We start from the raw sequence: 25,654 nt of genomic DNA, 5'->3' as shown, positions 1-25,654 counted from the left end.
CGGCCCGGCTCAGTCGGCCAGCCGGCGGCGCAGCGACACCTCGGTCCCCTCGTCGGTGCGACGCACGGACAGCTCGCCCAGCGCCTCGATCAGCGCGAGTCCCCGGCCCCGGAACCCGGCCCCGGTCGACTCCCGCCACCGGCCGCTGTCGCGCACCGTCGCCACCACCGTCCGGTCGACGATCGACACCTCGACCCCGATCGTCGGCTCCACCGGCGCGACCGGGTGCTCGATGGCGTTGGCGGCGGCCTCGGACACGGCGACGATCAGGTCGAACAGGTCGTTCTCGCCGACGGAGTGCGCGACCAGGAAGTCCTCCAGCCGCTTACGCAGCACGCTGAGCCGGGTCGGATCGGCGGGCAGCCGCAACGCGAACCGGTTCAGCTCGGCGGCCTCCAGCGCCAGCACCGCGACGTCGTCGTGCCGGCTGCGCCCGTCGACCCGCTCCACCACCGCGTCCACCAGGTCGGCCACGTGCCCGCCGCCGGCACCGGCAGCGGCGTCCGCCCGGAGCTGGGTGAGGGCGGCGTCGATGCCGGCCCGCCGGTCCTCGATCAGGCCGTCGGTGTAGAGCAGCAGCCGACCGCCGGGGGCGAGTCCACCTTCGACGGTGCGGTAGTCGGTGCCGGTGAGCGCCCCGATGGGCGGCCCGAGGGCCTGCTCGTGCAGGAAGGCCACGTCGTCTCCTCGGATCAGCAGGGGGGACGGATGACCGGCGCTGGCGTACCGCAGCCGGCCGGTGCGCGGAGTGAAGGAGAGGCAGAACACGGTGGCGAACGACTGCCGCTCGGTCGAGCCGACCAACCGGTTGAGCCGGGTCAGCGCCTGCCCCGGGTCGTAGCCCTCCAGCAGGTAGGCCCGCAGGCCGTTGCGGAGCTGACCCATCGCGGCGGCGGCCCGGACGCCCTTGCCGACGACATCGCCGATCACCAGCACCACCTCGTCGTCGCCGGTGCCGATCACGTCGTACCAGTCGCCGCCGACCTCGACGTCGGTGCTGCCGGGCAGGTAGCGGCTGGCCACCACCGCACCGGGGAGCTGGGGCAGCGAACGCGGCAGCAGGCTGTGCTGCAGCGTGGTGGCGATCCGGTGTTCGGCCTCGTAGAGCTGGGCGTTCTCCAGTCGTACGCCGACCAGGCGGGCCAGTTGGGTGAGGGCCGCATGCTCGGTGCCGTCACCGTCCCGACGCCAGACCCGCAGCTCGCCGAGCTGCCCACCGGTGCTGCCGGTCAGCGGCAGCACCTGGGACGGCTGGCCGGTGCTGGCACCACCGCCGTCGGCCTCGTGCCGCGCGCCGGTGACCGTGGTGACCGACACCCGGGCCGCCTCGGCGAGGTGCAGTGCGTGCCGGGCGGCGACCCGGACCACGTCGGCGGTCGACTTCGCGGTGTTGACCGCCACGGCGGCGTCCGCGAGCGCCCGCAGCCGGCGGATGATCTGACCACGCAACTGGCCCAGTTCGACGTTGGCCCGGACCCGGGCGATCAGCTCGGTGCCGGAGAACGGCTTGGTGAGGTAGTCGTCGGCACCCACCGAGAGGCCGGCGACCGCCTCGGCGGACCCGGCCCGCGCGGAGAGCAGCACGATCGGCACGTGCCGGGTGGCCGGGTTGCCGCGCAGCGCGGTGACCAGGCCGAAGCCGTCCAGCCGGGGCATCATCACGTCGGTGAGCACCAGGTCGAACTGGCCCGCGGTGGCCTCCTGGAGGGCCACCGCGCCGTCCGGCACGGCCACCACCTCGTACTCGGGACTGAGCAGTCGGGTGACGTGTTCGCGCAGGTCGGCGTTGTCGTCGGCGAGCAGGACCCGGCCGCCCCGGGCGGGATGGCCGGTGGCCGGGGTGGGCCGCCCGTCGCCGGCCGGGTCGGGCCGGTCGGTCCACCTGGCGGTCTCCGTGACGTAGAGCGACGCGTGCGCCGACTCGGTGGTGGGCGGCGGCGCGGTGAGGGCGACCCGGTCGGGCGGCAGGTGCGCGGAGCCGAACGGGACGGTCACGGTGACCGTGGTGCCGTGGTCGACCCGGCTGGTGGCGGCGACCGTGCCGCCGTGCATCTCGACCAGTTCACGGACGAGGGCCAGGCCGATCCCGGTGCCCTCGTGGGTACGCGAGCGGACCCCCGGCACCCGGTGGAACCGCTCGAAGACGTGCGGCACCTCCTCGGCGGCGATACCGACCCCGGTGTCGACCACCTCCAGCCGGGCCGTGCCGTCGACCGCGACCACCCGGACCCGGATCTCCCCGTCGAAGGTGAACTTCAGCGCGTTGGAGAGCAGGTTGAAGACGATCTTCTCCCACATGTCGCGGTCCAGGAGGACCGGCGCGGGCAGCGGCGGGCAGTCGACCACGAGCCGCAGCCCGGCCCGCTCGGTCGCGGAGCGGAAGGTGCTGGCCAGCCGGGAGGTGTATTCGGCCAGGTCGGTGGGCTGGTAGTGGGCGGCGAGCCGGCCGGATTCCAGCCGGGAGAAGTCGAGCACCGTGTTGACCAGCTTGAGCAGGCGCAGCGCGTTGCGGTGCATCATGGTCAGCCGGTCGAGGTGCTCGGCGGACAGCGTCGGGTCGGCCAGCATGTCCTCCAGCGGGCCGAGGACGAGGGTCAGCGGGGTGCGGAACTCGTGGCTGACGTTGGCGAAGAAGTTGGTCTTGGCGCGGTCGAGCGCGGCCAGTTCGGCGGCGCGGGCCCGCTCCTGCTCGTACACCCGCTGCTGGCCGACCACCCGGGACACCTGCGCGGCGATCAGGCCGAGGAAGTCGCGGTACTCGTCGGTGAACGGCAGTCGGGCGGAACGGCCGACCACCAGCGCCCCGGCGGGCTCGCTGGTGGCGGTGAGCGGCAGCACCAGCGCCCGGGGGGCGACGTCGTCGGGCACCGCGCCGAGCAGCTCGGCCACCTCGATCTCGGCGGCCACCCCACCGGCGGCGACCCGGGCCAGCGTGGCCGGCGGCTCGGCCGGCACCCGGGCGGGATCGACGCCGCTGACCCCGGCCGGCACCGGCCGACCGGTCTCGTCGGTCAGGTAGACCAGGGCGAACGGGACGTCGGCCTGGTGCCCGTCGAGCACCGCCGCCGTGGCCTGCCCCAGCTCGGCCATGCTGCCGGCCGCGCCGAGGCGGGCGCCGAGTTCGGCCAGGGCCCGCAGCCGGCGTTCCCCGACGACCCGGCCGGTGGTCTCGTTGACGAAGCAGAAGACGCCGTTGACGCTGCCGTCGTCGTCGCGGATCGGGTCGTAGGAGATGTCGAAGTAGACCCGCTCGACGAAGCCGTGCCGGTCGAGCAGGAACGGGTGGTTCTCACCGCGGTAGGACTCGCCGCTGCGGCGTACCCCGTCGAGCAGGGGACCGAGCACGTCCCAGGTCTCGGCCCAGTGTTCCCGGGCGGGCCGGCCGAGCGCGACGGGATGCTTGTCGCCGATGGTGGGCCGGTAGGCGTCGTTGTAGAAGGCCAGCTGGTCGGGGCCCCAGAACATGACGATCTGGGCCCGCGAGGAGAGCATCATGCCGATGGCGTGGCTCAGCGCCGCCGGCCAGGTGTCGGGGCTGCCGAGCGGGCTGGCCGCCCAGTCGTGTCCGCTCAGCCGGCGGCCCATCTCGCCGCCCGCCGCGAACGCCCCGGCCAGCCACGGCGGCAGTACGCCGTCGGCGGACGACAGTGCGGACAGCCCTCGGCCGTCCTCGCCCCCACGGGCCGAGCTCATCCGCGCCCCCTGCTTCGGCCGGTCGTGCCCCCCATAACGCCTCGGCTCACGCCGGTCGCGTCCGTCTTCTACCCCGACGGATCAGGAACGTAACGCACAGGTTCCGACGGACGCTGGTAACCCGTGCCTCATCCTGCCGTCATCTGCCCGACAGCGCACGGTGAGGGGCCGGCGCTCAGAAGACCGGCAGGCCGTCGATGCTGGCCGCGTTCTTGGTCGCCCGGTAGGCGACCAGATCCTCGGCGGTGCGCCGGGAGTGTGACGTGAGCAACAGGTCGCGGTCGGCGCGGTAGTCCATCAGGGGCACCGCGTAGCCGCAGGAGTCGCTGACCCGGTCCACGGTCACCCCGATCACCGCCCGCACGGCATGCGCGTCGGGCGGCTCGGGGAAGTCGGCCAGCAGCGCCGCGAAGCCGGGGTCGGTGACCGGGGTGGCGACGCCACGGCCGTGCAGTCGGACGATCTTCGGTGGGCCGTCGAAGGCGCAGAACATCAGCGTGATCCGGCCGTTGTCCCGCAGGTGGGCGATCGTCTCCGCGCCGCTGCCGTGGTAATCCAGCCAGGCCACCCGGTGCGGGCCGAGCACGACGAAGGTGCCCCGCATGCCCTTGGGGGAGACGTTGACGTGCCCCCCGCTGCCGCTGGGCGCGGTGGCCACGAAGAACATCGGCTGCGCCTCGACGAACTCCCGCAGTCGCCCGTCCAGCGCCGGATACACGGTCCCCATACCGTCATCCTGCCGCCGCTGACCGCATTTCGAGACAATAATCCCGCATAATGGAAGGCGTCAGCTGTCCCGGGCGGCCCTCACCAGGGCGGTCACCGGGCGCGGGTCGTCGTCGTTCTCCGGATGCCACTGCACCCCGAGCAGGAACCGCCGCGCCGGGTCCTCCACCGCCTCCACCACCGCGTCGTCGGCCCAGCCGGTGACCGTGAGCCGCCCCGGATCGGCCACCGCCTGGTGGTGGTACGAGTTGACCCGGTCCACCCCGGCCAACACCGACGCCGTCCGGGTCCCCGGCGCGAACCGGACCGGATGCGCCCCGTACACCCCCGGGGCGGGGCGGTGCCGGTCGTGGCCCACCACGTCCGGCAGGTGCTGGTGCAGCGACCCGCCGTACGCGACGGCCAGCAACTGCATGCCCCGGCACACCCCGAGCACCGGCAGGTCCGCGGCGAGCGCGGCGGCCAGCAGGGCCGACTCCCCGGCGTCCCGGTCGGGCCGGGGCTCGGTACGCGGGTCCGCCGGCTGGCCGTAACGCTCCGGGCCGACGTCCGCGCCACCGGCGAGCAACAGCCCGTCGAGCACGTCCACCACGTCGGCGTCCAGGTCGTCCGGGGGCAGCACCACGGCCCGCCCTCCGGCGGCGGTCACCGAGCGGACGTACGCCTGCGGGATCAGCGACGCCGGCACGTCCCGCCAGACGGCCCAACTCGCCGGCTCGACGTACCCGGTGATGCCGATCAGCGGACGCGCCCGCCGGCCGGCCGCCGACCCGCTCACAGGGGGGTGACGTACGCGCCGGTGATGCCCCCGTCGACGACGAACTGCGCGGCGGTCATGAACGACGCGTCGTCGCTGGCCAGGAAGGCCACCGCGGCGGCGATCTCCTCCGGTTCGCCGAACCGGCCCATCGGCACGTGCACCAGCCGGCGGGCGGCCCGCTCCGGGTCGGCGGCGAACAGCTCCAGCAGCAGCGGGGTCGCCACCGGGCCGGGGCACAGCGCGTTGACCCGGATGCCCTCCCGGGCGAACTGCACGCCCAGCTCCCGGGTCATCGCCAGCACCCCGCCCTTGCTCGCCGTGTACGCGATCTGCGAGGTGGCCGCCCCCATCAGCGCCACGAAGGAGGCGGTGTTGATGATCGAGCCCTTGCCCTGCCGGCGCATGTGCCCGATCGCGTACTTGCAGCAGAGGTAGACGCTCGTGGTGTTGACCCGCAGCACCCGTTCCCAGGCGTCCAGGCCGGTGTCCAGGATCGAGTCGTCGTCGGGCGGGGAGATGCCGGCGTTGTTGAACGCCACGTCGAGGCGGCCGTGCCGCTGCACGACCCCGTCGAAGAGGTCCCGCACGGCCGCCTCGTCGGCGACGTCGGTGTGCACGTACTCGCCGCCGACCTCTTCGGCGGCCCGCCCGCCGGCCTCGTCGTCGATGTCCACGCAGACCACCCGGGCCCCCTCGGCGGCGAACCGCCGTACGGTGGCCAACCCGATCCCGCTGCCCGCACCGGTCACCACGGCGACCCGGTCCTGTAGCCGACCCTGCACGCGCCTCACTCCTCCGTGCCGATGAAGACGTTCTTGACGTCGGTGAAGGCGTGCAGCGCGTCCGGGCCCAGCTCACGGCCGAGCCCGGAGCGCTTCATCCCACCGAACGGGGTCCAGTAGCGCACCGAGGAGTGCGAGTTGACGCTCAGGTTGCCCGCCTCCACGGCGCGGGCCAGCCGCAGCGCCCGGCCGACGTCCCGGGTCCAGATCGAGCCGGACAGGCCGTACTCGGTGTCGTTGGCGAGCCGGACCGCGTCGGCCTCGTCGTCGAACGGGAGCACCGAGACGACCGGCCCGAAGATCTCCTCCCGCCAGTGCCGGTCGGCCGGGGAGTCGGCGAGCAGCACCGTCGGGGCGTGCCAGAATCCGGGGCCGTCGGGCCGGTTGCCGGTGAACGCGACCCTCGCACCGTCGAGGTAGCCGGCGACCCGGTCCCGGTGGGCTGCGGAGATCAGCGGGCCCATCTCGGCGGTCTCGGCGGCCGGGTCCTCCACCCGCAACGCCCGCACCGCCGGTTCGAGCAACTCCAGGAACCGGTCGTAGACCGGGCGCTGGACCAGGATGCGGGAGCGGGCGCAGCAGTCCTGCCCGGCGTTGTCGAACACGGCGTACGGCGCGGTGGCCGCCGCCTTCTCCAGGTCGGCGTCGGCGAAGACCAGGTTGGCGCTCTTGCCGCCCAGCTCCAGGGTGACCCGCTTCACCTGGGCGGCGCAGCCGGCCATGATCCGGGTGCCCACCTCGGTCGAGCCGGTGAAGCAGACCTTGCGCACGGCCGGGTGGGTGACGAACCGTTCGCCAACCACGTCGCCCCGGCCGGGCAGCACGGTGAACACGCCGTCCGGCAGGCCGGCTTCGCGCCCCAGCTCCGCCAGCCGCAGCGCGGTCAGCGGAGTCAGCTCGGCGGGCTTGAGCACGACCGTGTTGCCGGCGGCCAGCGCCGGGGCGAATCCCCAGGCGGCGATCGGCATCGGGAAGTTCCACGGCACGATCACCCCGACCACGCCGAGCGGTTCGTGGAAGGTGACGTCCCAGCCACCGGGCACCGGGATCTGCTGCCCGGTCAGCCGCTCCGGCGCCCCCGCGTAGTAGTCGAGCACGTCGCGGACGTTGCCGGCCTCCCAGCGCGCGTTGCCGATGGTGTGCCCGGCGTTGCGCACCTCCAGCCGCGCCAACTCCTCCAGGTGCGCGTCCACCAGCCCCGCGAACCGCCGCAGGATCCGCCCCCGCTCCCCCGGCGCAACCTGACGCCACGTCTCGAACGCCCCAGCAGCCCGAGAGACAGCCGCATCCACCTCCCCCGGTCCGGTGGCCGCCACCTCCCCCACCACATCCCCACTCGCCGGATCAACCACCCGCGTCACGCCCCACCCCTTTCCCCGTCGATCATGGAGTTGTGGTGCCCCGGATAAACCGCATACCGCCTCATATCGCCCACCACAACTCCATGATCGACGCCGCAGCGGGGGTCAGAGGCGTTCGAAGCCACGGGTTAGTTCCCAGTCGGTCACCGCGGCGTCGAAGGCCGCCAGTTCGACCTTCGCCAGGTTGGCGTAGTGGGCGTGGACCTCGTCGCCGAAGGCAGAGCGGGCGATGTCGGAGTTCTGCCAGAGGGTGAGGGCGTCGCGGAGGGTGGGTGGGACGCGTTCGGCGGTGGGGTCGTCGTAGGCGTTGCCGGTGCACTCGTCGGCCAACTCCAGCTCCTGCTCGATGCCGTGCACCGCCCCGGCGACCAGGGCGGCGATCGCCAGGTACGGGTTGACGTCCGCGCCGGGCACCCGGTTCTCCACCCGCATCCCCTGCCCGTGGCCGACCAGCCGCAGCGCACAGGTGCGGTTGTCGGTGCCCCAGCGCAGCGCGGTCGGCGCGAACGAGCCGGGCTGGTAACGCTTGTAGGAGTTGATGTTCGGGGCGAACAGCACGCTCATCTCGCGCATGGTGGCGAGCAGCCCGGCCAGCACCCGCTGCCCGGTGACGCTGAGCTGCGCCGGCCCGTCGCCGAGCATCGCCGAGCGGCCGTCGACGTCACGCAGCGAGAAGTGGATGTGGCAGGAGTTGCCCTCCCGGGCGTTGGGCTTGGCCATGAACGTGATCGACACGCCCTCCTGGGCGGCGATCTCCTTCGCCCCGTTCTTGTAGATCACGTGGTGGTCTGCGCAGGCCACCGCCTCGTCGTAGCGGAAGGCGATCTCGTGCTGGCCGAGGTTGCACTCGCCCTTGGCGCTCTCCGGGGTCAGCCCCGCGCCGGCCATCTCGGTGCGGATACGGCGCAGCAGCGGCTCCACCCGGGCGGTGCCGAGCAGCGAGTAGTCCACGTTGTACTGGTTGGCCGGGGTGAGGTCGCGGTAGCCGCGCCGCCACGCCTCCTCGTACGAGTCGCGGTAGAGGACGAACTCCAGCTCGGTGCCGGCGTACGCGGTCAGCCCGTGGTCGGCCAGCCGGTCGAGCTGCCGGCGCAGGATCTGCCGGGGCGAGGCGACCACCGGGCCGGAGCCGTCCAGCCACTCCAGGTCGGCCAGGAGCAGCACGCTGCCCGGCTGCCACGGCATCCGGCGCAGGGTGGACAGGTCGGGGCGCATGGCGAAGTCGCCGTAGCCGCGTTCCCAGCTCGACATGGCGTATCCGTCGACGGTGTTCATGTCGACGTCCACGGCGAGCAGGTAGTTGCAGCCCTCGCTGCCGTTGGCCACCACCTGGTCGAGAAAGAACGGGGCGTGGAACCGTTTGCCCTGGAGGCGACCCTGCATGTCGGTCAGGGCGAGCACCACCGTGTCGATCTCGCCCTCGGCGACGGCGACCCGGAGCTGTTCCAACGTGAGCGGGGCTTTCCTCATCCGTGCGCCTCCATCACCAAGGTCTACCGGCCTAGCGGATCACCGTCAATGCCCCGTCCGGGCGGGCCGGCAAACCCCCGGCCCGGGGTGGTCCGGCCGGTCCCGGTCCGGCCCCGGCGACCCGGCCCGCGAGGGCCCGCCCGTGGTCCGGAGCCGGATGCGACCCCGACACGCGAAACGCGCGGAAATTGTCGTGCGCACAACGACGGAAATGCTTTTCCCAAAGGCGGAAAAGAAGCGCCGCGGCACGCCGCTCATCCGTTCGGACACATAGCCGACCACACCGATCGGTAATCGCTCGGCGACCTTGCGTAAAAGTTGGAAACCTTGCCAGAATTTGAGCCGGCCGGTGCGACGCACGGCACTTCGTCGGCCGATCCGCACGACCACTTCCCCTGACCTGCCGCGTATTCGCGCGCAATGCGTCGACAGGTCACCGGAGCGTGGATGTTCGGCCCCCTCGGTCGCACCGGGCCGGCCGGCCCCAGAAACACCCGAACTGCTCCATCACGACGCACCGAAGGACGCGTAATGACGAGAGTACGTCCCAGTGGGAAGCCCCGGGCCCTCGCCGCCCTGGTGGCGATCGCCGTTTCCGCCGCGCTGCTCGCGGTGGCCGGCCCGACCCAGGCGGCCCCCCGCACCGCCGGTGCCGACGCCGCGCAGCCGGCGGCCGGATCGTCCGCCACCGGTGGCGCGCGGGCCGGTCGCCTCGCGCCGCTGTCCACCGGAGCCACCGGCGTGTCGGCGGGTTCCTCCGGCACCCTCGCCTCGACCTCGGTGACGGGGACCGTCGGTTCCATCACCGTCACCTGCACGCTGACCCCGAGCACCCCGTTCGTCTACTACGGCGGCCCGTACGGCGGCGGCGAGGAGGGCCTGGCGTCGGTGCAGTGCACCTATCCCGTCTACGCGATCCAGGTCGAGGTCGCCCTGTTCCGCTACAACACCCAGGTCACCTACAACACCAAGACGGCCTACAGCACCGTCCTCGGCACCGTCGACACCGAGTACCCCCGGTCCACCGGCGAGTACAAGACGGGCGCGGACGCCTTCATCACCTGGAACTACGGCGGCCCGACCACCTTCATCCCGCTCACCCTCAGCAACAGCGCGTACCTCTGACGGTCGCCGGGCGGCCCCCGGCCGGAACCCTTCAGGGCTCCCTCCGGGGGCTGTCCGTGGTCGCCCCGGAGGGCTGGTGGTCAGGCCGGCCCGTCGACCCGTGCGGCGTCCGCCGTCGGTGCCACCGGCACGTCGACCGTACGGCGGGGCCCGGTGAACCACTTCCGGGCCGAGGCGTACCACCAGATGCCCACCCCGAGCAGCACCCCGCCGACGGCCAGCGGCGCGTAGTTCACCGCCGACCAGCTGAACTCCGGGTTGCCGGGCACCCCGGCCGGCACGATCGGCAGCACGAAGTAGACCGAGATGATCACGATCTCGACCACCGCGACCCAGCCGAACAGCTTGTACTTGCGGCCGAGCGTCCACGGCCCCGGCTCGAACCGGTCGCCCATCCTCAGCCGCAGCGCGATCGGGATGACGAAGGACAGGTAGAGGCCGATCACCGCCACCGACACCACCGCGTAGAAGGCGACCGGGACGCCGTCGCTCTGGTAGAGCGCCGGCAGGGTGAGCACCAGGCCGGCCAGGGTCGCCCCGATGATCGCGTTGGCCGGGGTGCCGTTGCGGTCGACCTTCGACCACAACCGCCAGCCGGGCACCGCCCGGTCCCGGCTGAACGCGTACGTCATCCGGCTCATCGAGGTCACGCAACTCATTCCGCAGAAGAACTGCCCGATGGTGGAGATGATGATGACCGTCTTGAAGAAGAACGGGGTCAACGCGGATTCGAAGATGGCACCGGAGAATCCGCCGGCCGCGTTGATCGCGTCCACGTCGGTGGCGGCGAACAGGAACGCCAGTAGCAGGATCCACCCGCCCACCGCCGAATAGAAGATCGACCGCCACAGCCCCTTGGCGGCGGCCTGGGACGCGCCCCGGGTCTCCTCGGACACGTGCGCGCAGGCGTCGAATCCGGTGATCGTGTACTGGGTGAGCAGGAATCCCAGCGGCAGCACATAGAACCAGAACGTCAACCCGCCGGTGTCGCCGTCACCGAACCCGGAGTTGTTGAACCGCTCGGTGAACACGAACTGGAAGCTCTGGTGCCGGTCGGGCACCAGCAGCAGGATGGCCACCACGGCGGCGGCGCCGGCCACGTGCCACCAGACCGACACGTTCTGGAGTACGTCGATGATCCGGTGCCCGAAGATGTTGATCAGCCCGTGCAGGGCCAGGATGATCACGAACAGCAGGAACGCCTGCCGCAGCGTCCCCTCCCACCCGTCGAAGAGCGCCGACAGGGTGAGGTTGAGGAAGGTGGCGCAGCCGTAGTCCACCGACGCGGTGACGGCGACCAGGCCGATCAGGTTGAGCCAGCCGGTGAACCAGCCGTGCACCGGCCGGCCCATCTTCGCCGCCCACCAGTAGATCCCCCCGGCCGTCGGGTACGCCGAGACCAGTTCGGCCAGACAGAACCCGATGATCAGGATGAACAGCGAGATCAGCGGCCAGCCCCAGGAGATAGCGACCGGCCCGCCGTTGTTCCACGCCTGCCCGAAGGTGGTGAAACAGCCGGCCAGGATCGAGATGATCGAGAACGAGATGGCGAAGTTGGAGAAGCCGCTCCACGTGCGGTGCAACTCCTGCTGGTAGCCGAGTTCGGCGAGTCGTCGGGCGTCGTCGTCCGGCGCATGCGGTTGCCCGGCGGTCGACGGTTGCCCGTTCCCGGCGGTCGGCGGTTGCCCGGTGGTCGGCGGGGGCGTTGTGGCCACAGCACACCTCCCTGAGGTGGTACCCGGTACTGCCCGGGTGATCCCCGGGTGCGCCCGAGTCTCGTCCCGCCGATCACGACGGTCAATCCGTCGCCGGTGCCGAACTCGTTAATTCGCGTCGCCCCGGGCGGCAGTGGTCAGGTCGCCCCGGCGGGCGGTAATCGGGTTGCCCCGGGCCCGGCACCGACGCATGCTTGAGCCCGTGACCAGGCCCGATCGCGACGGGCCGACGCCGGGCGCTCGGCAGGAGCCCGGCACCACGGCGGCGCGGGACGCCCACCTCTCTCTCACGTACGGCGTCGTGCCGTACCCGACGGGCGTCCCGCCCCGCCACCCGCCCAACCTTGATCCACTCGCCTGGGCCGCTGTTGCGGTGTCCCGGCGACCGGATACCGCAACAGCGGCCCAGATGAGTCGATCAGGGGAGGCTCGGCGCGGGTCAGGTGAACAGGAGGCCGGCCACCCAGAGGGCGGCGATCGCCAGGCCGGCCAGGAACTCCACCAGCATCGACAGGCCGGCCGCCTTCAACGCCTGCACGGTCGCCGGCCAGGCGAGCTGGTTGCTGCCCAGCCGCAGCCGTTCGGCCCCCCACACCCCGCCGACGAAACCGATCACCAGGCCGATCACCGGGATGACGAAGAACCCGACCAGCCCGAGCAGACCCCCGACGAGCAGCGACGAGGTGGGCACCCCGGTGCGCTTGAGGTTGCGCCCCGGCCAGGCGTACTTGATCACCGCACCGGCGGCGGCGACCACGGTGGCGGCGGCGAGCACCGCCCAGCGTCCCGGCCCGGCACCGCCGAAGAGCGCCCAGAGCAGCACCCCGCCCCAGCACAGCGGCAGCGCCGGCAGGCCGGGGACCACCACCCCGGCCAACCCGGCGACGATCGCGATCGCCGCGATCACCGAGAACGCCGCCTCACCGTCGGTCAGGCTCACCCCGCCACCTCTCCCCCACCCGGTCCCGTCCCGGCCACGTCGTCACCATGCCAGAGCACCGGGCTCCCCGCCGGCCACCCGTACCCGACCGGCCGCCTCCGGCCACCCCACCCCGAACGACCACGCCCCCATTACCGACCACGCCCCGGTCACCACCGCACCGCCGACGACGCCCCCGAACCGCCCCGGGAGCAGGTCACTCCGTCGGCTCCCCGCGTAGCCGGGCGGTGATCTGGTCGGCCGGGGCCGGCGGGCCGAACCAGCGGCCCTGGCCGGTGTCGCAGCGCAACGCCCGCAACCGTTCGGCCTGCTCCCCGGTCTCCACCGCCTCGGCGGTCACGGACAGTTCCAGCGCGTGCGCCAACCGGACCAGGGCGTCGACGATCCGCTCGTCCCGGTGATCCGGCGAGGAGTCGCCGCCGTCACCCCGGATGCCCTCGACGAACGGACCGGCCAGCTTCAGGCAGTGGATCGGCAACCGCCGCAGGTACGCCAGGTTGGAGTAGCCGGTGCCGAAGTCGTCGATGGCCAGCCGTACGCCCAGATCCGCCAACCGGTACAACGACCGTAACGGCTCCCCGGCGGTGCCCATCACGGCGCTCTCGGTCAGCTCCAGCTGCAACAGCTCCGCCGGCAGGCCGCTGCGGCTCAGCGCGCTCGCGACGGTGTCCACGATGGCCGGGTCGTCGGCCTGCCGGGCGGCCAGGTTGACGCTGACCACCAGCTTCGCCTCCGGGAACTCGCGGTGCCAGGCGCGGGCGTCGCGGCACGCCTGCCGCAGCACCCACTCGCCCAGCCTGACGATCAGCCCGGTCTCCTCGGCCAGGCCGATGAACCGGTCCGGGCCGACCAGGCCCAGCTCCGGGTGGGACCAGCGCACCAGCGCCTCCACCGCGAGCATCGAGCCGTCCAGCAGGGACACGATCGGCTGGTAGTGGACCACGAACTCGCCCCGGTCCAGTGCCGCCGGCAGGCCCGCCGCCAGCGCGGACCGGGCGATGTCGGCGGCGCTGCGCTCCGGGTCGTACACCGCCCAGCGGCCCCGGCCCTCCGCCTTCGCCCAGTACAGCGTGGTGTCGGCGGCCTTCATCAGCTCGGACACGCTGGTCTCGCTGGCCGGGCACTCGACCACCCCGACGCTCGCCGACACGGCGAGCTGGTGGTCGCCGACGAGCACCGGCGCGGCCACCGCGGCGAGCGCCAACTCGGCGACACCGACCGCGTCGTCGATGCCCTCGCCGCCGTTGACCAGGATGACGAACTCGTCGCCACCCATCCGGGCCACCAGGTGCCCCTGGCCGATGACGCAGTCGGACAGCCGCCGGGCGATGGTGACCAGCAGCCGGTCGCCGAGGTCGTGGCCGAGGCTGTCGTTGACCGCCTTGAAGCCGTCCAGGTCGAGGAAGCAGACGCCGATCCGCTGCTCGGGCCCGGCGTCGGCGAAGACCTGGCCGAGTCGCTCGAAGAACAGCGTCCGGTTGGGCAGGCCGGTGAGCGGGTCGTGCAGGGCCTGGAACCGCAGCCGCTGCTGGAGTTCGTACCGCTGGGTGATGTCCTCGATCATGGCGACCGTGAACCGGGGGCGGCCGTCGTCGTGCCGGATCAGCGAGACGGCCAGGTCGGTCAGGACGACACTGCCGTCCTTGCGGTAGTAGCGCTTCTCCACCCGGACGCTGTCGTGCTTGCCCTCGATCAGCTCCTGGTACATCTCCCACATCCCGGCCGCGTCGTCGGGGTGGAACAGCGCCGCGACGTTGGTCTGCCGCAGCTCCTCCGGGGTGTAGCCGAGCATGTCGGCGAAGGACTGGTTGACGTCGATGATCTGACCGTCGATGCCGGCGAGCCCGATGCCGATGACCGCACCGGTGAAGACCGCCCGGAACCGCGCCTCGCTGTCGCGCAGCGCCCGTTCCACCGAATCCCGCGCCTGCCAGGCCGACCGGGCGATCCGCTCCTGCTGGCTGAAGGTGCGGTCGCGCAGCGCCCGGCCGAACCCGGCGGCCAGCCCACCCTGCAGGGCGGCCACCCGGACGGGCAGGTCGGGTGGCAGGTCGTCCGGGGGCAGCACCCGCTGCGGCAACTGGTCACCGAGCGCCCGTACCGACCAGTCCAGGATGCGCGGTTCGGTCAGGTGCGCCTCCACCAGCGCCCGGCCCACCTCCTCCGCCGGGGCGGCGGAGAACTCCTCGGCGAGCAGGGTCTGCGCCAGCCGTACGGTGTGCGTCAGCAGCAGCCGCTCGGTCTCGTCCGTGCTCATCGGCACGAACCCGAGCCGGCGTACCGCCCGTGCCCAGTCGGCGGCGTAGGCCTGCGCGCCCGGACGGGACGCGTCGGTGCCGCCGGGGTCCGGAACGGCGGACATGGTCGGCTCAGCCGGCGGGTCGGTCGTACCGGGCGACGCCGCCGAACGCCCCGAACCGCTCGGGGTGCTCGTCCACGTCGGACGGGGAGTCGGGCCGCCACAGCGGCATGTGCACCACACCTGGCTCAAGCAGCGTCCAGTCACCGAAGAAGCCGGTGATCTCGGCGCGGGACCGCAGGGTGATCTCGGTGTCGGTGCGGGCCGAGAGCCGCTGCGCGTCGAGCATCTCCTGGGGCTGGTCCTCGAAGGTGGAGTGGGAGATGACCAGGAAGCTGCCGGGTGCGGCGGCGGCCCGCAGGGTGGCGAGGATGTCGGCCGGGCGGTCGGCGTCGGGGACGAAGTGCACCACCCCGGCGAGCAGGATGCCCAGCGGACGGTCGAAGTCGATCAGGCCGCTGGACCGGGCCTCGTCCAGGATCAGCTTCGGTTCCCGCAGGTCGGCGTGCACGGCGACGGCCCGGTCGTTTCCGGTGAGCAGTTCGCGGCTGTGCGCCACGGCGACCGGGTCGATGTCGACGTAGACGATCCGGGCCTGCGGGTCGGCGGCCTGGGCGACCTCGTGGACGTTGCCGACGGTGGGGATGCCCGAGCCGATGTCGAGGAACTGGTCGATGCCGGCGTCGAGCAGCGCCCGGACGGCGCGGCGCAGGAACTCCCGGCCGGAGCGCATGGTGGCCGCGAGGTTCGGGGTCATGCCGGCGATCTGCTCGGCGAGCCGCCTGTCGATCTCGAAGTTGTGCGCGCCGCCGAGGAAGTAGTCGTAGACCCGGGCGGCGCTGGGCCGGCTCAGGTCGATCTCGGCGGGAAGTCCGTCCGGCGTCTGCATCTCTGCCTGGCCCCCCAGTTCGTCGCCGCGGTGCGGGAGGGCACCGGTGTCGACGGCGTGCGCGGGCACGCGGAGCCGCACCGGCCGACCCGCGGATCGTGTGGTGCTGACCACTCTAGGCCCGTCCGCCCAGGTGCGGGAGATCAGCCGACCCCGATCTGTGCCCGGGACCGGCAGGTCGGACCCGCCGAGCGAACCGTCGTCACGCTGCGCGTCGACCCGCGCACCCCAGGCCACCGCGGCGCGTCCGGCCGGGTCAGTCGACGGATTCCAGCGCCAGGGCGATGCCCTGACCCACCCCGACGCACATGGTCGCCAGGGCCCGCCGGCCGCCCCGGCGGCGCAGTTCCAGGGCTGCGGTCAACGCCAGCCGGGCGCCGCTGGCCCCGAGTGGATGCCCCAGGGCGATCGCCCCGCCGTTCGGGTTGACGTGCTCGGCGTCCTCCGGCAGGCCCAGCTCGCGCAGCACCGCGATCCCCTGCGCGGCGAACGCCTCGTTCAGCTCGACCACGTCCACGTCGGCCAGGGCGAGGCCGAGCCGGTCGAGCAGCCGACGGGTGGCCGGCACCGGCCCGATCCCCATGATCCGGGGCGGTACGCCGGCCGCCGCCGCGCCGCTGACCCGGGCGAGCGGGCTCAGGCCGTACCGGGCCACCGCCGCCTCGGACGCGACCAGCAGGGCCACCGCGCCGTCGTTGACGCCTGAGGAGTTGCCGGCGGTGACGGTGCCGCCGGCCCGGAACGGGGTGGGCAGCGCGGCCAGCTTCGCAAGCGAGGTCTCCCGGGGGTGCTCGTCGACCTCGACCAGCTTCGTCTCCCGGCGACCGGCCGGCACGGTCACCGGCACGATCTCCTCGGCGAACCGGCCGTCGGCCTGCGCCTTGGCGGCCCGCTGCTGGGAACGCAGCGCGAACTCGTCCTGCGCGCGCCGGTCGACGCCGAACTCGGCGGCCACGTTCTCGGCCGTCTCGGGCATCGAGTCGATCCCCCACCCCGCCTCCATCAGCGGGTTGACCAGCCGCCAACCGAGGGTGGTGTCGTACACCTCGGCGGCCCGCGAATACGGCGTGGTCGCCTTCGGCATGACGAACGGGGCCCGGCTCATGCTCTCGACGCCACCGGCGAGCACCAGGTCGGCCTCCCCGGCCACCACGGCACGGGCGGCGGTCGCCAACGCGTCCAGGCCGGAGCCGCAGAGCCGGTTGACGGTGCTGCCCGGCACCTCCTGCGGCAGGCCGGCCAGCAGCGCCGCCATCCGGGCCACGTTGCGGTTGTCCTCACCGGCCTGGTTGGCGCAGCCCAGCACCACGTCGTCGACCCGGGCCCAGTCCACCGCCGGGTGCCGGGCGACCAGTTCGCGCAGCACGTGGGCGGCCAGGTCGTCGGGGCGCACCCCGGCCAGCGCGCCGGCGTACCGGCCGATCGGGGTACGGACTCCGGACACGAGGTAGGCCACGCTCATCGACGCACGTCCTTCGGGGGTGGGAAGGGGCTGGCGGTCCGGCGTCACCCGGGTCACGGGGGACGCCCGCCGTCAGGATATCCGCGCCCGTACCGGACGCCGCCCCCGCCGGGTCGCACACCAGGTCGGGCGGGCGGACGCCGGATAGGTTGGCGGTATGACCCGGCCCCAGTTCAGCGCAGAGACCTCCGGCGGTGGGGCGTTCGTCCGCCAGCCCAACCGGTTCACCGGCCGGGTCACCCCGCACTCCACCTCACCCGAGGACGGTGGGCCGGACGAGCAGGGACGCTGGCCGCTTGCGGCCGGCCGGTACCGGCTGATCTGGTGCCGGGCCTGCCCGTGGGCGCACCGGGCCATGATCGTGCGGGGCCTGCTCGGCCTGGACGGGGTGATCTCGCTGGGCACGGTCGACCCGATCCGCGACGAACGCGGCTGGCGGTTCACCCTCGACCCGGACGGCTTCGACCCGGTGCTGGGCGTCGGGTTCCTGTCCGAGGCGTACCTGGCCACCGACCCGGACTACACCGGCCGGGTGACCGTGCCCGCGCTGGTGGACACGCTCACCGGCCGGGTGGTCACCAACGACTATCCGCAGCTCACCCTCGACTTCTCCACCGAGTGGCGACGCCTGCACGCCCCGGACGCGCCCGACCTCTACCCGGTCGCGCTGCGTCCGGAGCTGGACGCGTTGATGGCCGAGATCCACACCGACGTCAACAACGGCGTGTACCGGTGCGGCTTCGCCACCTCCCAGCAGGCGTACGACGAGGCGTACGCGGCGCTGTTCGCCCGGCTGGACGCGTTGTCGCAGCGGCTGGCCGGTCAGCGGTACCTGATGGGTGACGCGATCACCGAGGCGGACGTGCGGCTGTTCACCACCCTGGTCCGCTTCGACGTGGCCTACCACGGGCACTTCAAGTGCAACAGGCAGAAGCTGACCGAGATGCCGGTGCTCTGGGCGTACGCCCGGGACCTGTTCCAGACCCCGGGTTTCGGCGGGACGGTCGACTTCGACCACATCAAGCGGCACTACTACGCCACCCACCGTGAGATCAATCCCACCGGGGTGGTGCCGACGGGCCCGGACACCTCCGGCTGGCTCACCCCGCACGGCCGTGCCTGAGGCCGCCCGCGCCGTCGCCGGCCGGGTCGCCGCCGGCTGCGTGCTGCTCGGCGCGGTCGCGGTGACCGTCGCCGTCGGGGCCGGCCCGGGTGGCCCGTGGCGCGGGTACGTCAGCGAGGCGGGCGTCAGCGACAGCGCCTTCGCCTCGACGTACCGGATGGGGGTGTTCGCCCTGGCCGCGGCGCTGCTGTCACTGGCCGCGGCGCTGCCGGTGACGCTGCGGCTCGCAGCCGGCCTGCTGCTGGCCGGCGCCGCCGGCACCGTGGTCTCCGGCGCGGTGACGTGCAGCGCCGGGTGCCCGCTGCCGCCGTTCGAGGCGGCGACGCCGGCCGACCTGGTGCACGCCGGGGCGAGCATCGTGGCGGCCGGGGTGACCGTGCTCGCCATGCTGGTGGTCGGGTTCCTCCGGCCGGCGACGGCGGGGCTGCGCCGGGTGGCCCGGATCGCCGGGGTGCTGGCCCTGCCGGTGGCCGGGGCGGTCGCGCTGGGCCTGCTGACGGTGGGCCGGGGTGACCTGGTGGCCGGGCTGGAACGGGTGCTGCTGGTGGTCTGCGCCGGCTGGGGCCTGTGCACCGCGCTGCTGCTGGCCCGGCACCGACCGGCCGCTGACGGGCCAGCCGACCGGGCCGGTCCCGTCGTGCCCCGCGCCCGTGAGCACGTCGAACGTGACGAACGGGTCACCGGGTCGACAACCTCCGTGTAAGGAGCCTCACCCGGAGCGGTCCTTCCAGCTCGCGGTCGGCCGGGAGTAGCGTCGACAGGCGATGACCAATGTCTGGCACCTCACCGTGCGCCTGTACGTCGACCTCCGACGGCAGGCCAGTGGGGTCTGTCCGGCGCAGCCACGCTCCTGACGCTGCCCGCCGACCGACCCCTACCGACATTGGACCCGCCCTGATGGCTTCCACCCTGCGCAAATTCCCCTTCTCCGCCCAGATCCTGCTCGGCCTCGTGCTCGGCGCGGCGCTGGGCTTCCTCGCCCGTGAGGGCGACCTGAGCTGGCTGGCCGGCACCCTCGACACCGTCGGCGGGCTCTTCGTCCAACTGCTCAAGCTGGCCGTCCCGCCGCTGGTCTTCACCGCGATCGTGGTCAGCGTGGTCAGCCTGCGCGGGGTGGCCAACGCCGCCCGGCTGGCGCTGAAGACGCTGCTCTGGTTCGGCGTCACCGCGCTGATCGCGGTGAGCCTCGGCATCGGCATCGGCCTGCTCACCGACCCGGGCCGGGGGGTGAGCCTGGACGTCGGCGGGGCGACCGCCCCGAAGACCACCGGCTCGTGGACCGACTTCCTCACCGGCATCGTGCCGACCAACCCGGTGGGCGCGTTCGTCGAGGGCAACGTGCTCCAGATCGTCTTCCTCGCCCTGGTCGTCGGTGCCGCCGCGCTGCTGGTCGGTGCGGCCGCCGAGCCGTTCGTCGCGCTCAACCGCGCGGTGCTGGCCATCGTGCAGAAGGCGCTGTGGTGGGTGATCCGGCTCGCCCCGATCGGCACCCTCGGGCTGATCGGCCACGCCGTCGCCGCGTACGGCTGGGACCTGCTGGCCCCGCTGGCGAAGTTCACCACCGCCGTCTACGTCGGCTGCGCGATCGTCCTGTTCGTGGTCTACCCGCTGCTGCTGGTCACCGCCGGCCGGCTCAACCCGCTGCGGTTCTTCGCCGGGGCCTGGCCGGCGATCGAACTGGCCTTCGTGTCCCGCTCCTCGGTGGGCACCATGCCGGTGACCCAGCGTTCCGTCGAGCGGCTCGGCGTCCCCCGCGAGTACGCCTCCTTCGCGGTGCCCTTCGGCGCCACCACCAAGATGGACGGCTGCGCCGCGATCTACCCGGCGCTCGCCGCGATCTTCGTGGCCCAGGTCTTCGGGGTCGACCTCGGTGTCGGCGACTACCTGCTGATCGCCTTCGTCTCGGTGGTCGGCTCGGCCGCCACCGCCGGCCTGACCGGTGCCATCGTCATGCTGACCCTGACCCTGAGCACGTTGGGCCTGCCGCTGGCCGGGGCCGGCCTGCTGCTGGCGATCGACCCGATCCTCGACATGATCCGCACCGCCACCAACGTGGCCGGGCAGGCCGTCGTGCCGACCATCGTGGCCGCCCGCGAGGGCATCCTGGACCGCGACGCCTACGCCACCGCCGGACGGCGCGACCTGACCGACGCCGACGAGACCGACGCCGACGCAACCGCCGACCGGCCGGCCCGCCGCGACGACCTCGCACCAACACCCGCCTGAGCGCATCGGCCGGGCGCTCCCCGGACGCCGCGCCCCGCCCCGCACCGCCACCCGCCCGTACCGGAGGATCACCCGCATGAGTGCCCTGTTCACCCCACTCGCCCTGCGCGGCGTCACCCTGCCCAACCGGATCGCCCTCGCGCCGATGTGCCAGTACAGCGCCGGCCCGGACGGGCTGCCCACGGACTGGCACCTGGTGCACCTCGGGTCCCGGGCCGTCGGCGGAGCCGGCCTGATCGTCACCGAGGCCACCGCGGTCGTTCCCGAGGGGCGGATCAGCCCCCAGGACACGGGCATCTGGTCCGACGCGCACGTCGACGCGTGGCGGCCGGTCACCGCGTTCATCGCCGCCCAGGGAGCGGTGCCCGCCGTGCAGCTCGCCCACGCGGGCTTCAAGGCCAGCACCTACCGGCCGTGGGCGGCCGGGCGCGGCGGGGTACCGGACGCCGAGGGCGGCTGGACGCCGGTCGGCCCCGGGGCCGAGCCGTTCCTGCCCGACTACCGGCAGCCGACCGCGCTGGACGGGACCGGTATCGCCGGGGTGGTGTCCGCGTTCGCCACCGCCGCCGGCCGGGCCGTCGACGCCGGCTTCGCCGTCGTGGAGATCCACGCCGCGCACGGCTACCTGCTGCACGAGTTCCTGTCCCCGCTGACCAACCACCGCACCGACGGCTACGGCGGCGACCGGGCCGCCCGGATGCGGCTCACCCTGGAGGTGGCCCGCGCGGTCCGGGCCGCCGTCGGCGAGCAGGTGCCGGTGCTCACCCGGATCTCCGCCACCGACTGGGTCGACGGCGGCTGGACGGTCGACGACAGCGTCGCCCTCGCCGCCGAACTGGCCGCGACCGGCGTCGACCTGGTGGACGCCTCCTCCGGCGGGGCGTCGACCCGGGCGGCCATCCCGGTCGGACCCGGCTACCAGGTGCCGCTGGCCGCGCGGATCCGCCGCGAGGCAGGCGTGCCGACCGGTGCGGTCGGCCTGATCGTCGAGCCGGAGCAGGCCGAGCAGATCGTCGCCGCCGGGGAGGCCGACCTGGTGCTGCTCGGTCGGGAACTGCTCCGCGACCCGTACTGGCCGCGCCGGGCCGCCGGGAAGCTCGGTGCCACCCCCGACTGGCCCGACCCGTACGCCCGCGCCTTCTGACCGTGGCCCACCGCCCCGCGGTGACTCCGGCGGGGAGGGTTGTCGTCGCCGCGGCGACGACGACCCTCCCCGGTCCTGCGGCCCGACGGCGGCGGGGTCAGCCGGCCAGGTGACCCCAGTCGTCCTCCAGCTCCCGCCACGGGCCCTGGGCGGCGACCGTGCCGTCGACCAGCACCACCACGTGGTCGGCGCGGACCAGCGCCGCCCGTTTCGAGGTGGAGCCGATCACGGTCACCCCGTGCCCCCGCAACGCCGCCCACAGCGCCAGCTCGGTGGTGACGTCCAGCGCGGAGGACACGTCGTCGGCCACCAGCAGTTCGGTACGCGGGGCGAGCGCCCGGGCCAACGCCAGCCGCTGCAACTGCCCACCGGACAACCGGGTGCCCTTGTGCCCGATGAGCAGCCCCAGCCCGCCGCCGCCCGCCAGGTCGTGCTCCAGTTGGGCGGTGGTGACCGCCCCGGCGGCGTCCACGTCGTGCCCGAGGGCGATGTTGTCGGCGACCGTGCCGGAGAGCACCCGGGGCAGCTGACCGACGTAGCCGACCTGCTGGGGACGCAGGAACAGCTCCGGCTCGGTCACCGGCTCGCCGTTCCACCGCAGCTCGCCGACGTGGTGCACGATCCCGGCCAGCGCCCGCAGCAGCGACGACTTGCCGGACCCGACCGGCCCCACCACCAGCACCAGTTGGCCCCGGTCGACGGTCAGGTCGACGTCCCGCACGGCGAGGGTGCCGTCGGAGTGCAGCGCCCCGAAGTTGGCCAGCTCCAGGCGGCGCAGCGGCCGGCGCGGCGGCGGCTGCGGCGCGGGGGCGGTACCGGCGGCGATGTCCACCCCCGGCACCTCCGCCGAGTACGCCCCGATCCCGGTCATCGCCACCGTCCGCCGGGTCCATACCCGCGCCGACGGATACTGCGAGACCAGGGACGCGGTGGTCCAGGCGAACCAGCGGGCCGCCCCGAGGGTGGAGACGGCGACCAGGGTGGCACCGGCGGAGAGCCCCCCGCCGAGGTAGAGCGCCCACGCGGCGATCGGCAGCAGCCCGCTGGCCACCGAGGGGGTGGAGCGGGCCCACACCTGCGCGGCGATCTCCCGCCGCTGCCGGTCGCTGCGCACCAGGTCCAGTGCGGAGAGGTGGTCGAGCACCGGCCGGGTCGCCCCGGCGAGCTTGACCGTCCGGGCCGCCGACAGCGACGAGACCAGCGCGGTGGCGAAGGCGGCGCGGGCGGCCACCGTGTCCCGCGCGGAACGCTCCAACCGGGGGCCGAACAGGGTGGCGGCGAGCCCGGACACGGCCATCGTGCCCACGAAGAACAGCGCCGGCACGAGACTGCCCGTGATCAGCGTCATGGTCACCATCGTCACCAGGGCGATGAGCTGGTCCATCAGGTTGTCGGCGAGCTGCACGACCCGTTCGGTGTCCCCGCTCTGCGCCACCACCTCGGCCGGGGTGTGCCGGCTGGCGCGGCGCGGGCCGGTCTGACCGTGCACCAGCCGCAGGCTCATCCGCAGCATCTGCCGTACCCACCACTGGGGGAACCGCAGGTTCGTCAGGAAGGGCAGCGGCAGCACCACCACCAGCGCGGCGGCGATACCGAGCGCCGGCAGCCACGGGTCACCGCCGTCGACGACGTCCGCCCACAGCCAGGGCAGCACCGCGCCGTCGAGGCCGAGCACGGTGATCACCATGAACAGCCCGACCGACAGCAGGCCGAGGCGCGGGTCGTTCAGGCCCAGCCGCAGGATCTCCCGCATGGTCCGCGCGGGCGGTAGCGGTGGCAGCGGCGGCGGGTCCCCCTTCGGTACGGCCACCGCCGCCCGCCCGGCCGTCCCGGTCCCCCGCACGGCAGCGGCCCGACCCGGCCCGTCGCCGCCCGACCCGTCGCCGCCCGACCCGGTGCCGGGCGGCCCGGCCGGGGACGTGGCGTCGGCGTCCGGCCAGGCGGTGCCCGGCGCGTCGGCGTCCGGCCAGGCGGTGGCCGGGCCGTCGAGCAGGTCCAGTCCGCCCCGGCTGCCGGACCGGCCCGCACCGACCGGGGTGTACGCGGCGGCGTGGCTGGTGGCGAGCAGCTCGGCGAAACGGGCCGAGGAACGCAGCGGGCCCGCCTCCAGGACCGCCCCGTCGGCCATCACCACCACCTCGTCGCAGCGCCGCACCGACGACAGCCGGTGCGCGATGATGATGCCGATCCGGTCGGTGAGCAGACGCTCGGTCGCCTCGCGTACCCGGGTCTCGGTGACCGGGTCCAGCCGCGCGGTGGCCTCGTCGAGGATCACCACGTGCGGGTCGCGCACCAGGATGCGGGCGAACGCCACCAGCTGTTCCTGGCCGGCGGAGAGCACGTGGCCGCCCTCGCCCAGCCGGGTCCGGATGCCGTCGGGCAGCTCCGCGACCCACCCGGTGAGCCCCAGCTCGGCCAGCGCGCGGGGCGCGTCGTCGAGCAGGTCCGGGTCGAACAGGGCGACGTTCTCGGCGAGGGTGCCGGCGAGGATCTCGGTACGCTGCGGCACCACCGCGATCCAGCGCCGCAGCTCCTCGACGTCCAGGTCGCACAGGTCGGTGTCGCCGAGCAGCACCGTCCCGCGCGGCACCTCGACCGCCCGGGTGAGCACCTTGGCCAGCGTCGACTTGCCCGAACCGGTCCGCCCCACCAGCGCGTACGACCGGCCCCGGACGAAGCTGAGCCGGACGTCGCGCAGCGCGGGTTCCCGCTCGTCCTCGCCGGTGGCCGGGTAGCGGAAGGTGAGCCCGCGCAGGGTCAGGTCGCCGTCGGTGGGGGTGGCCCCGCCTGAGGGTTCCTGCCGGGCGTCGGAGAGCAGCAGCACCCGGGCCCAGGCGCCGAGCGCGTACTGCAGGTGCGGCACCCAGCGGGCGAGGTGCTCGACGGTCGCGCCGAAGCTCAACGCGAGCAGCCAGATCGCGGTCAGCCGGGCACCGTCGATCCGGCCGGTGGTCAACGCCCACGCCCCGGCGAGCACCACCCCGGCGATCCCGACCCGGATGGTGCCGGCGGCGAAGGCGGTGACCCGCGCCGACATCAGGAAGACCCGGCGGCAGCGGGCCAGCACCTCGGCGGCCCGTCGGGCGTACAACCGCAGCACGTACGGCTGGGCGAGGCTGGTGCGGACGTCGTCCTGGCCGTGCACCGCCTCCTCCATCACGGCGGCCAGGTCCGACCAGGCTTCCTCCTCGGACATCCGGGCCGGGCCGATGGCGGCGGTGGGACGGCGCAGCACCACGACGAGCAGCGCGGTGAGCAGCAGCATCGCCACCCCGGCCGGCCACCAGACGAACAGCGCGCTGACCGTGGCGAGCAGGCAGAGCACCAACCCCTGGACCAGCCGTACGCCGGTGTTCCGCAGCTCGGAGGCGACCTGGTAGACGTCGTTGTCGATCCGGTCGAGCAGTTCACCGACCGGGGTGCCCTCCAGGGTGGGCAGATCCTGCCCGAGGGCGACCCGGCAGAGCCGGCGACGCACGTCGGCGGACCAGTCGGCGGTGATGCCCGCCATCAGCAGCGCGATCACCAACTCGCCGAAGACCGCGACGACCAGCGCGACGACCAGGGCGGCGAACCAACCGGCCGAGCGGTGCACCAGCACGGGGCCGGCGACCGCCGAGGCGGCGGCCTGACCGGCGGCACCGAGGACGACGAGGACGATCACGACCGTCACGCGGCGTGGCGCGGACGCCCAGAGATCACGGAGCAGGCGCATGGAGATTCCCTCCGGGACTCGGGGTGGCGGTACCCCCCAGCCTGACCCCCCGCCCCCCTCCCCTCAACGCATTTACCACCGACCCACCCAACTCCCCCACCCCAGCGCCCGGCCCCGCCCGCCTCCCGCCCCGCCCCGCCCTGCCCCGGTGATCAAGAGGTTTGCGTCAAGATTGATCTTCAAGTTGACTCAAACCTCTTGATCAACTGACGCAAACCTCTTGA

General features: G+C 73.4%; 17 protein-coding genes. 5 read left to right on the top strand and 12 right to left on the bottom strand.

Annotated features, from left to right (window positions below; translation table 11 throughout):
• Positions 1 to 9: 9 nt before the first annotated feature.
• The 6 genes from ACN268_RS29205 to ACN268_RS29180 form a co-directional block, all read right to left on the bottom strand.
• A complete protein-coding gene (locus ACN268_RS29205) occupies positions 10 to 3,693 on the bottom strand; it encodes a SpoIIE family protein phosphatase (RefSeq protein WP_421486218.1) in 3,684 nt (1,227 codons plus the stop codon).
• A gap of 175 nt (positions 3,694 to 3,868) precedes the next feature.
• Complete coding sequence (locus ACN268_RS29200; RefSeq protein ID WP_421486217.1) at positions 3,869 to 4,420, bottom strand: pyridoxamine 5'-phosphate oxidase family protein; 552 nt, start codon at positions 4,418 to 4,420, stop codon at positions 3,869 to 3,871.
• A gap of 60 nt (positions 4,421 to 4,480) precedes the next feature.
• Positions 4,481 to 5,197 (bottom strand): gamma-glutamyl-gamma-aminobutyrate hydrolase family protein, encoded by a 717-nt coding sequence (locus ACN268_RS29195; protein ID WP_421486216.1) that lies wholly within the window; start codon positions 5,195 to 5,197, stop codon positions 4,481 to 4,483.
• On the bottom strand, positions 5,194 to 5,961 hold the full coding sequence (locus ACN268_RS29190) for a 3-oxoacyl-ACP reductase (protein WP_421486215.1): 768 nt from the start codon (positions 5,959 to 5,961) through the stop codon (positions 5,194 to 5,196). Before ACN268_RS29190 ends, ACN268_RS29195 begins: the two co-directional genes overlap by 4 nt.
• A 5-nt stretch (positions 5,962 to 5,966) precedes the next feature.
• Positions 5,967 to 7,313, bottom strand: coding sequence for an aldehyde dehydrogenase family protein (locus ACN268_RS29185; RefSeq protein ID WP_421487026.1), 1,347 nt, complete (start codon positions 7,311 to 7,313; stop codon positions 5,967 to 5,969).
• A 114-nt stretch (positions 7,314 to 7,427) separates the two neighbouring features.
• Complete coding sequence (locus ACN268_RS29180) at positions 7,428 to 8,792, bottom strand: glutamine synthetase family protein (RefSeq protein ID WP_421486213.1); 1,365 nt, start codon at positions 8,790 to 8,792, stop codon at positions 7,428 to 7,430.
• 531 nt (positions 8,793 to 9,323) lie between these two features.
• On the opposite strand from ACN268_RS29180, the gene ACN268_RS29175 reads away from it, so the two are divergent.
• The gene (locus ACN268_RS29175) at positions 9,324 to 9,917 is read left to right on the top strand and encodes a hypothetical protein (protein WP_421409601.1); all 594 of its coding nucleotides are present in this window, start codon (positions 9,324 to 9,326) and stop codon (positions 9,915 to 9,917) included.
• 80 nt (positions 9,918 to 9,997) lie between these two features.
• Here ACN268_RS29175 and ACN268_RS29170 read toward each other — a convergent pair whose 3' ends face one another.
• From ACN268_RS29170 to pcaF, 5 genes are all read right to left on the bottom strand, one after another.
• Positions 9,998 to 11,632 carry an amino acid permease gene (locus ACN268_RS29170; protein ID WP_421486212.1) on the bottom strand — a complete coding sequence of 545 codons (1,635 nt, stop codon included), beginning with the start codon at positions 11,630 to 11,632 and terminating at the stop codon, positions 9,998 to 10,000.
• Between the two features lie 439 nt (positions 11,633 to 12,071).
• Positions 12,072 to 12,572, bottom strand: coding sequence for a DUF456 domain-containing protein (locus tag ACN268_RS29165; protein WP_421486210.1), 501 nt, complete (start codon positions 12,570 to 12,572; stop codon positions 12,072 to 12,074).
• Between the two features lie 196 nt (positions 12,573 to 12,768).
• A complete protein-coding gene (locus ACN268_RS29160; protein ID WP_421486209.1) occupies positions 12,769 to 14,934 on the bottom strand; it encodes a putative bifunctional diguanylate cyclase/phosphodiesterase in 2,166 nt (721 codons plus the stop codon).
• Between the two features lie 7 nt (positions 14,935 to 14,941).
• The gene (locus ACN268_RS29155; RefSeq protein ID WP_421487025.1) at positions 14,942 to 15,829 is read right to left on the bottom strand and encodes an SAM-dependent methyltransferase; all 888 of its coding nucleotides are present in this window, start codon (positions 15,827 to 15,829) and stop codon (positions 14,942 to 14,944) included.
• A gap of 187 nt (positions 15,830 to 16,016) precedes the next feature.
• Complete coding sequence (gene pcaF / locus ACN268_RS29150) at positions 16,017 to 17,222, bottom strand: 3-oxoadipyl-CoA thiolase (RefSeq protein ID WP_421486207.1); 1,206 nt, start codon at positions 17,220 to 17,222, stop codon at positions 16,017 to 16,019.
• Positions 17,223 to 17,379: 157 nt separating this feature from the next.
• On the opposite strand from pcaF, the gene ACN268_RS29145 reads away from it, so the two are divergent.
• The 4 genes from ACN268_RS29145 (at position 17,380) to ACN268_RS29130 (ending at position 21,715) form a co-directional block, all read left to right on the top strand.
• Positions 17,380 to 18,345, top strand: a complete 966-nt coding sequence (locus ACN268_RS29145) for a glutathione S-transferase family protein (protein WP_421486206.1) — start codon at positions 17,380 to 17,382, stop codon at positions 18,343 to 18,345.
• Positions 18,338 to 19,048 (top strand): DUF998 domain-containing protein, encoded by a 711-nt coding sequence (locus ACN268_RS29140; RefSeq protein ID WP_421486205.1) that lies wholly within the window; start codon positions 18,338 to 18,340, stop codon positions 19,046 to 19,048. Before ACN268_RS29145 ends, ACN268_RS29140 begins: the two co-directional genes overlap by 8 nt.
• Positions 19,049 to 19,254: 206 nt before the next feature.
• A complete protein-coding gene (locus ACN268_RS29135) occupies positions 19,255 to 20,571 on the top strand; it encodes a dicarboxylate/amino acid:cation symporter (protein ID WP_421487024.1) in 1,317 nt (438 codons plus the stop codon).
• A gap of 76 nt (positions 20,572 to 20,647) precedes the next feature.
• Positions 20,648 to 21,715: an NADH:flavin oxidoreductase/NADH oxidase gene (locus tag ACN268_RS29130; protein ID WP_421486204.1), complete on the top strand. Its 1,068-nt coding sequence runs from the start codon at positions 20,648 to 20,650 to the stop codon at positions 21,713 to 21,715.
• A gap of 97 nt (positions 21,716 to 21,812) precedes the next feature.
• Here the strand turns inward: ACN268_RS29130 and ACN268_RS29125 are convergent, their stop codons facing one another.
• Positions 21,813 to 25,430: an ATP-binding cassette domain-containing protein gene (locus tag ACN268_RS29125; RefSeq protein WP_421486202.1), complete on the bottom strand. Its 3,618-nt coding sequence runs from the start codon at positions 25,428 to 25,430 to the stop codon at positions 21,813 to 21,815.
• Positions 25,431 to 25,654 lie beyond the last annotated feature (224 nt).

The sequence above is a fragment of the Micromonospora sp. WMMD735 genome (genome assembly GCF_049178995.1).
Taxonomy (GTDB): domain Bacteria; phylum Actinomycetota; class Actinomycetes; order Mycobacteriales; family Micromonosporaceae; genus Micromonospora; species Micromonospora wenchangensis.
The sequence above is the reverse complement of the archived record's forward strand: the minus strand, read 5'-3'. Positions and strand labels throughout refer to the sequence as shown.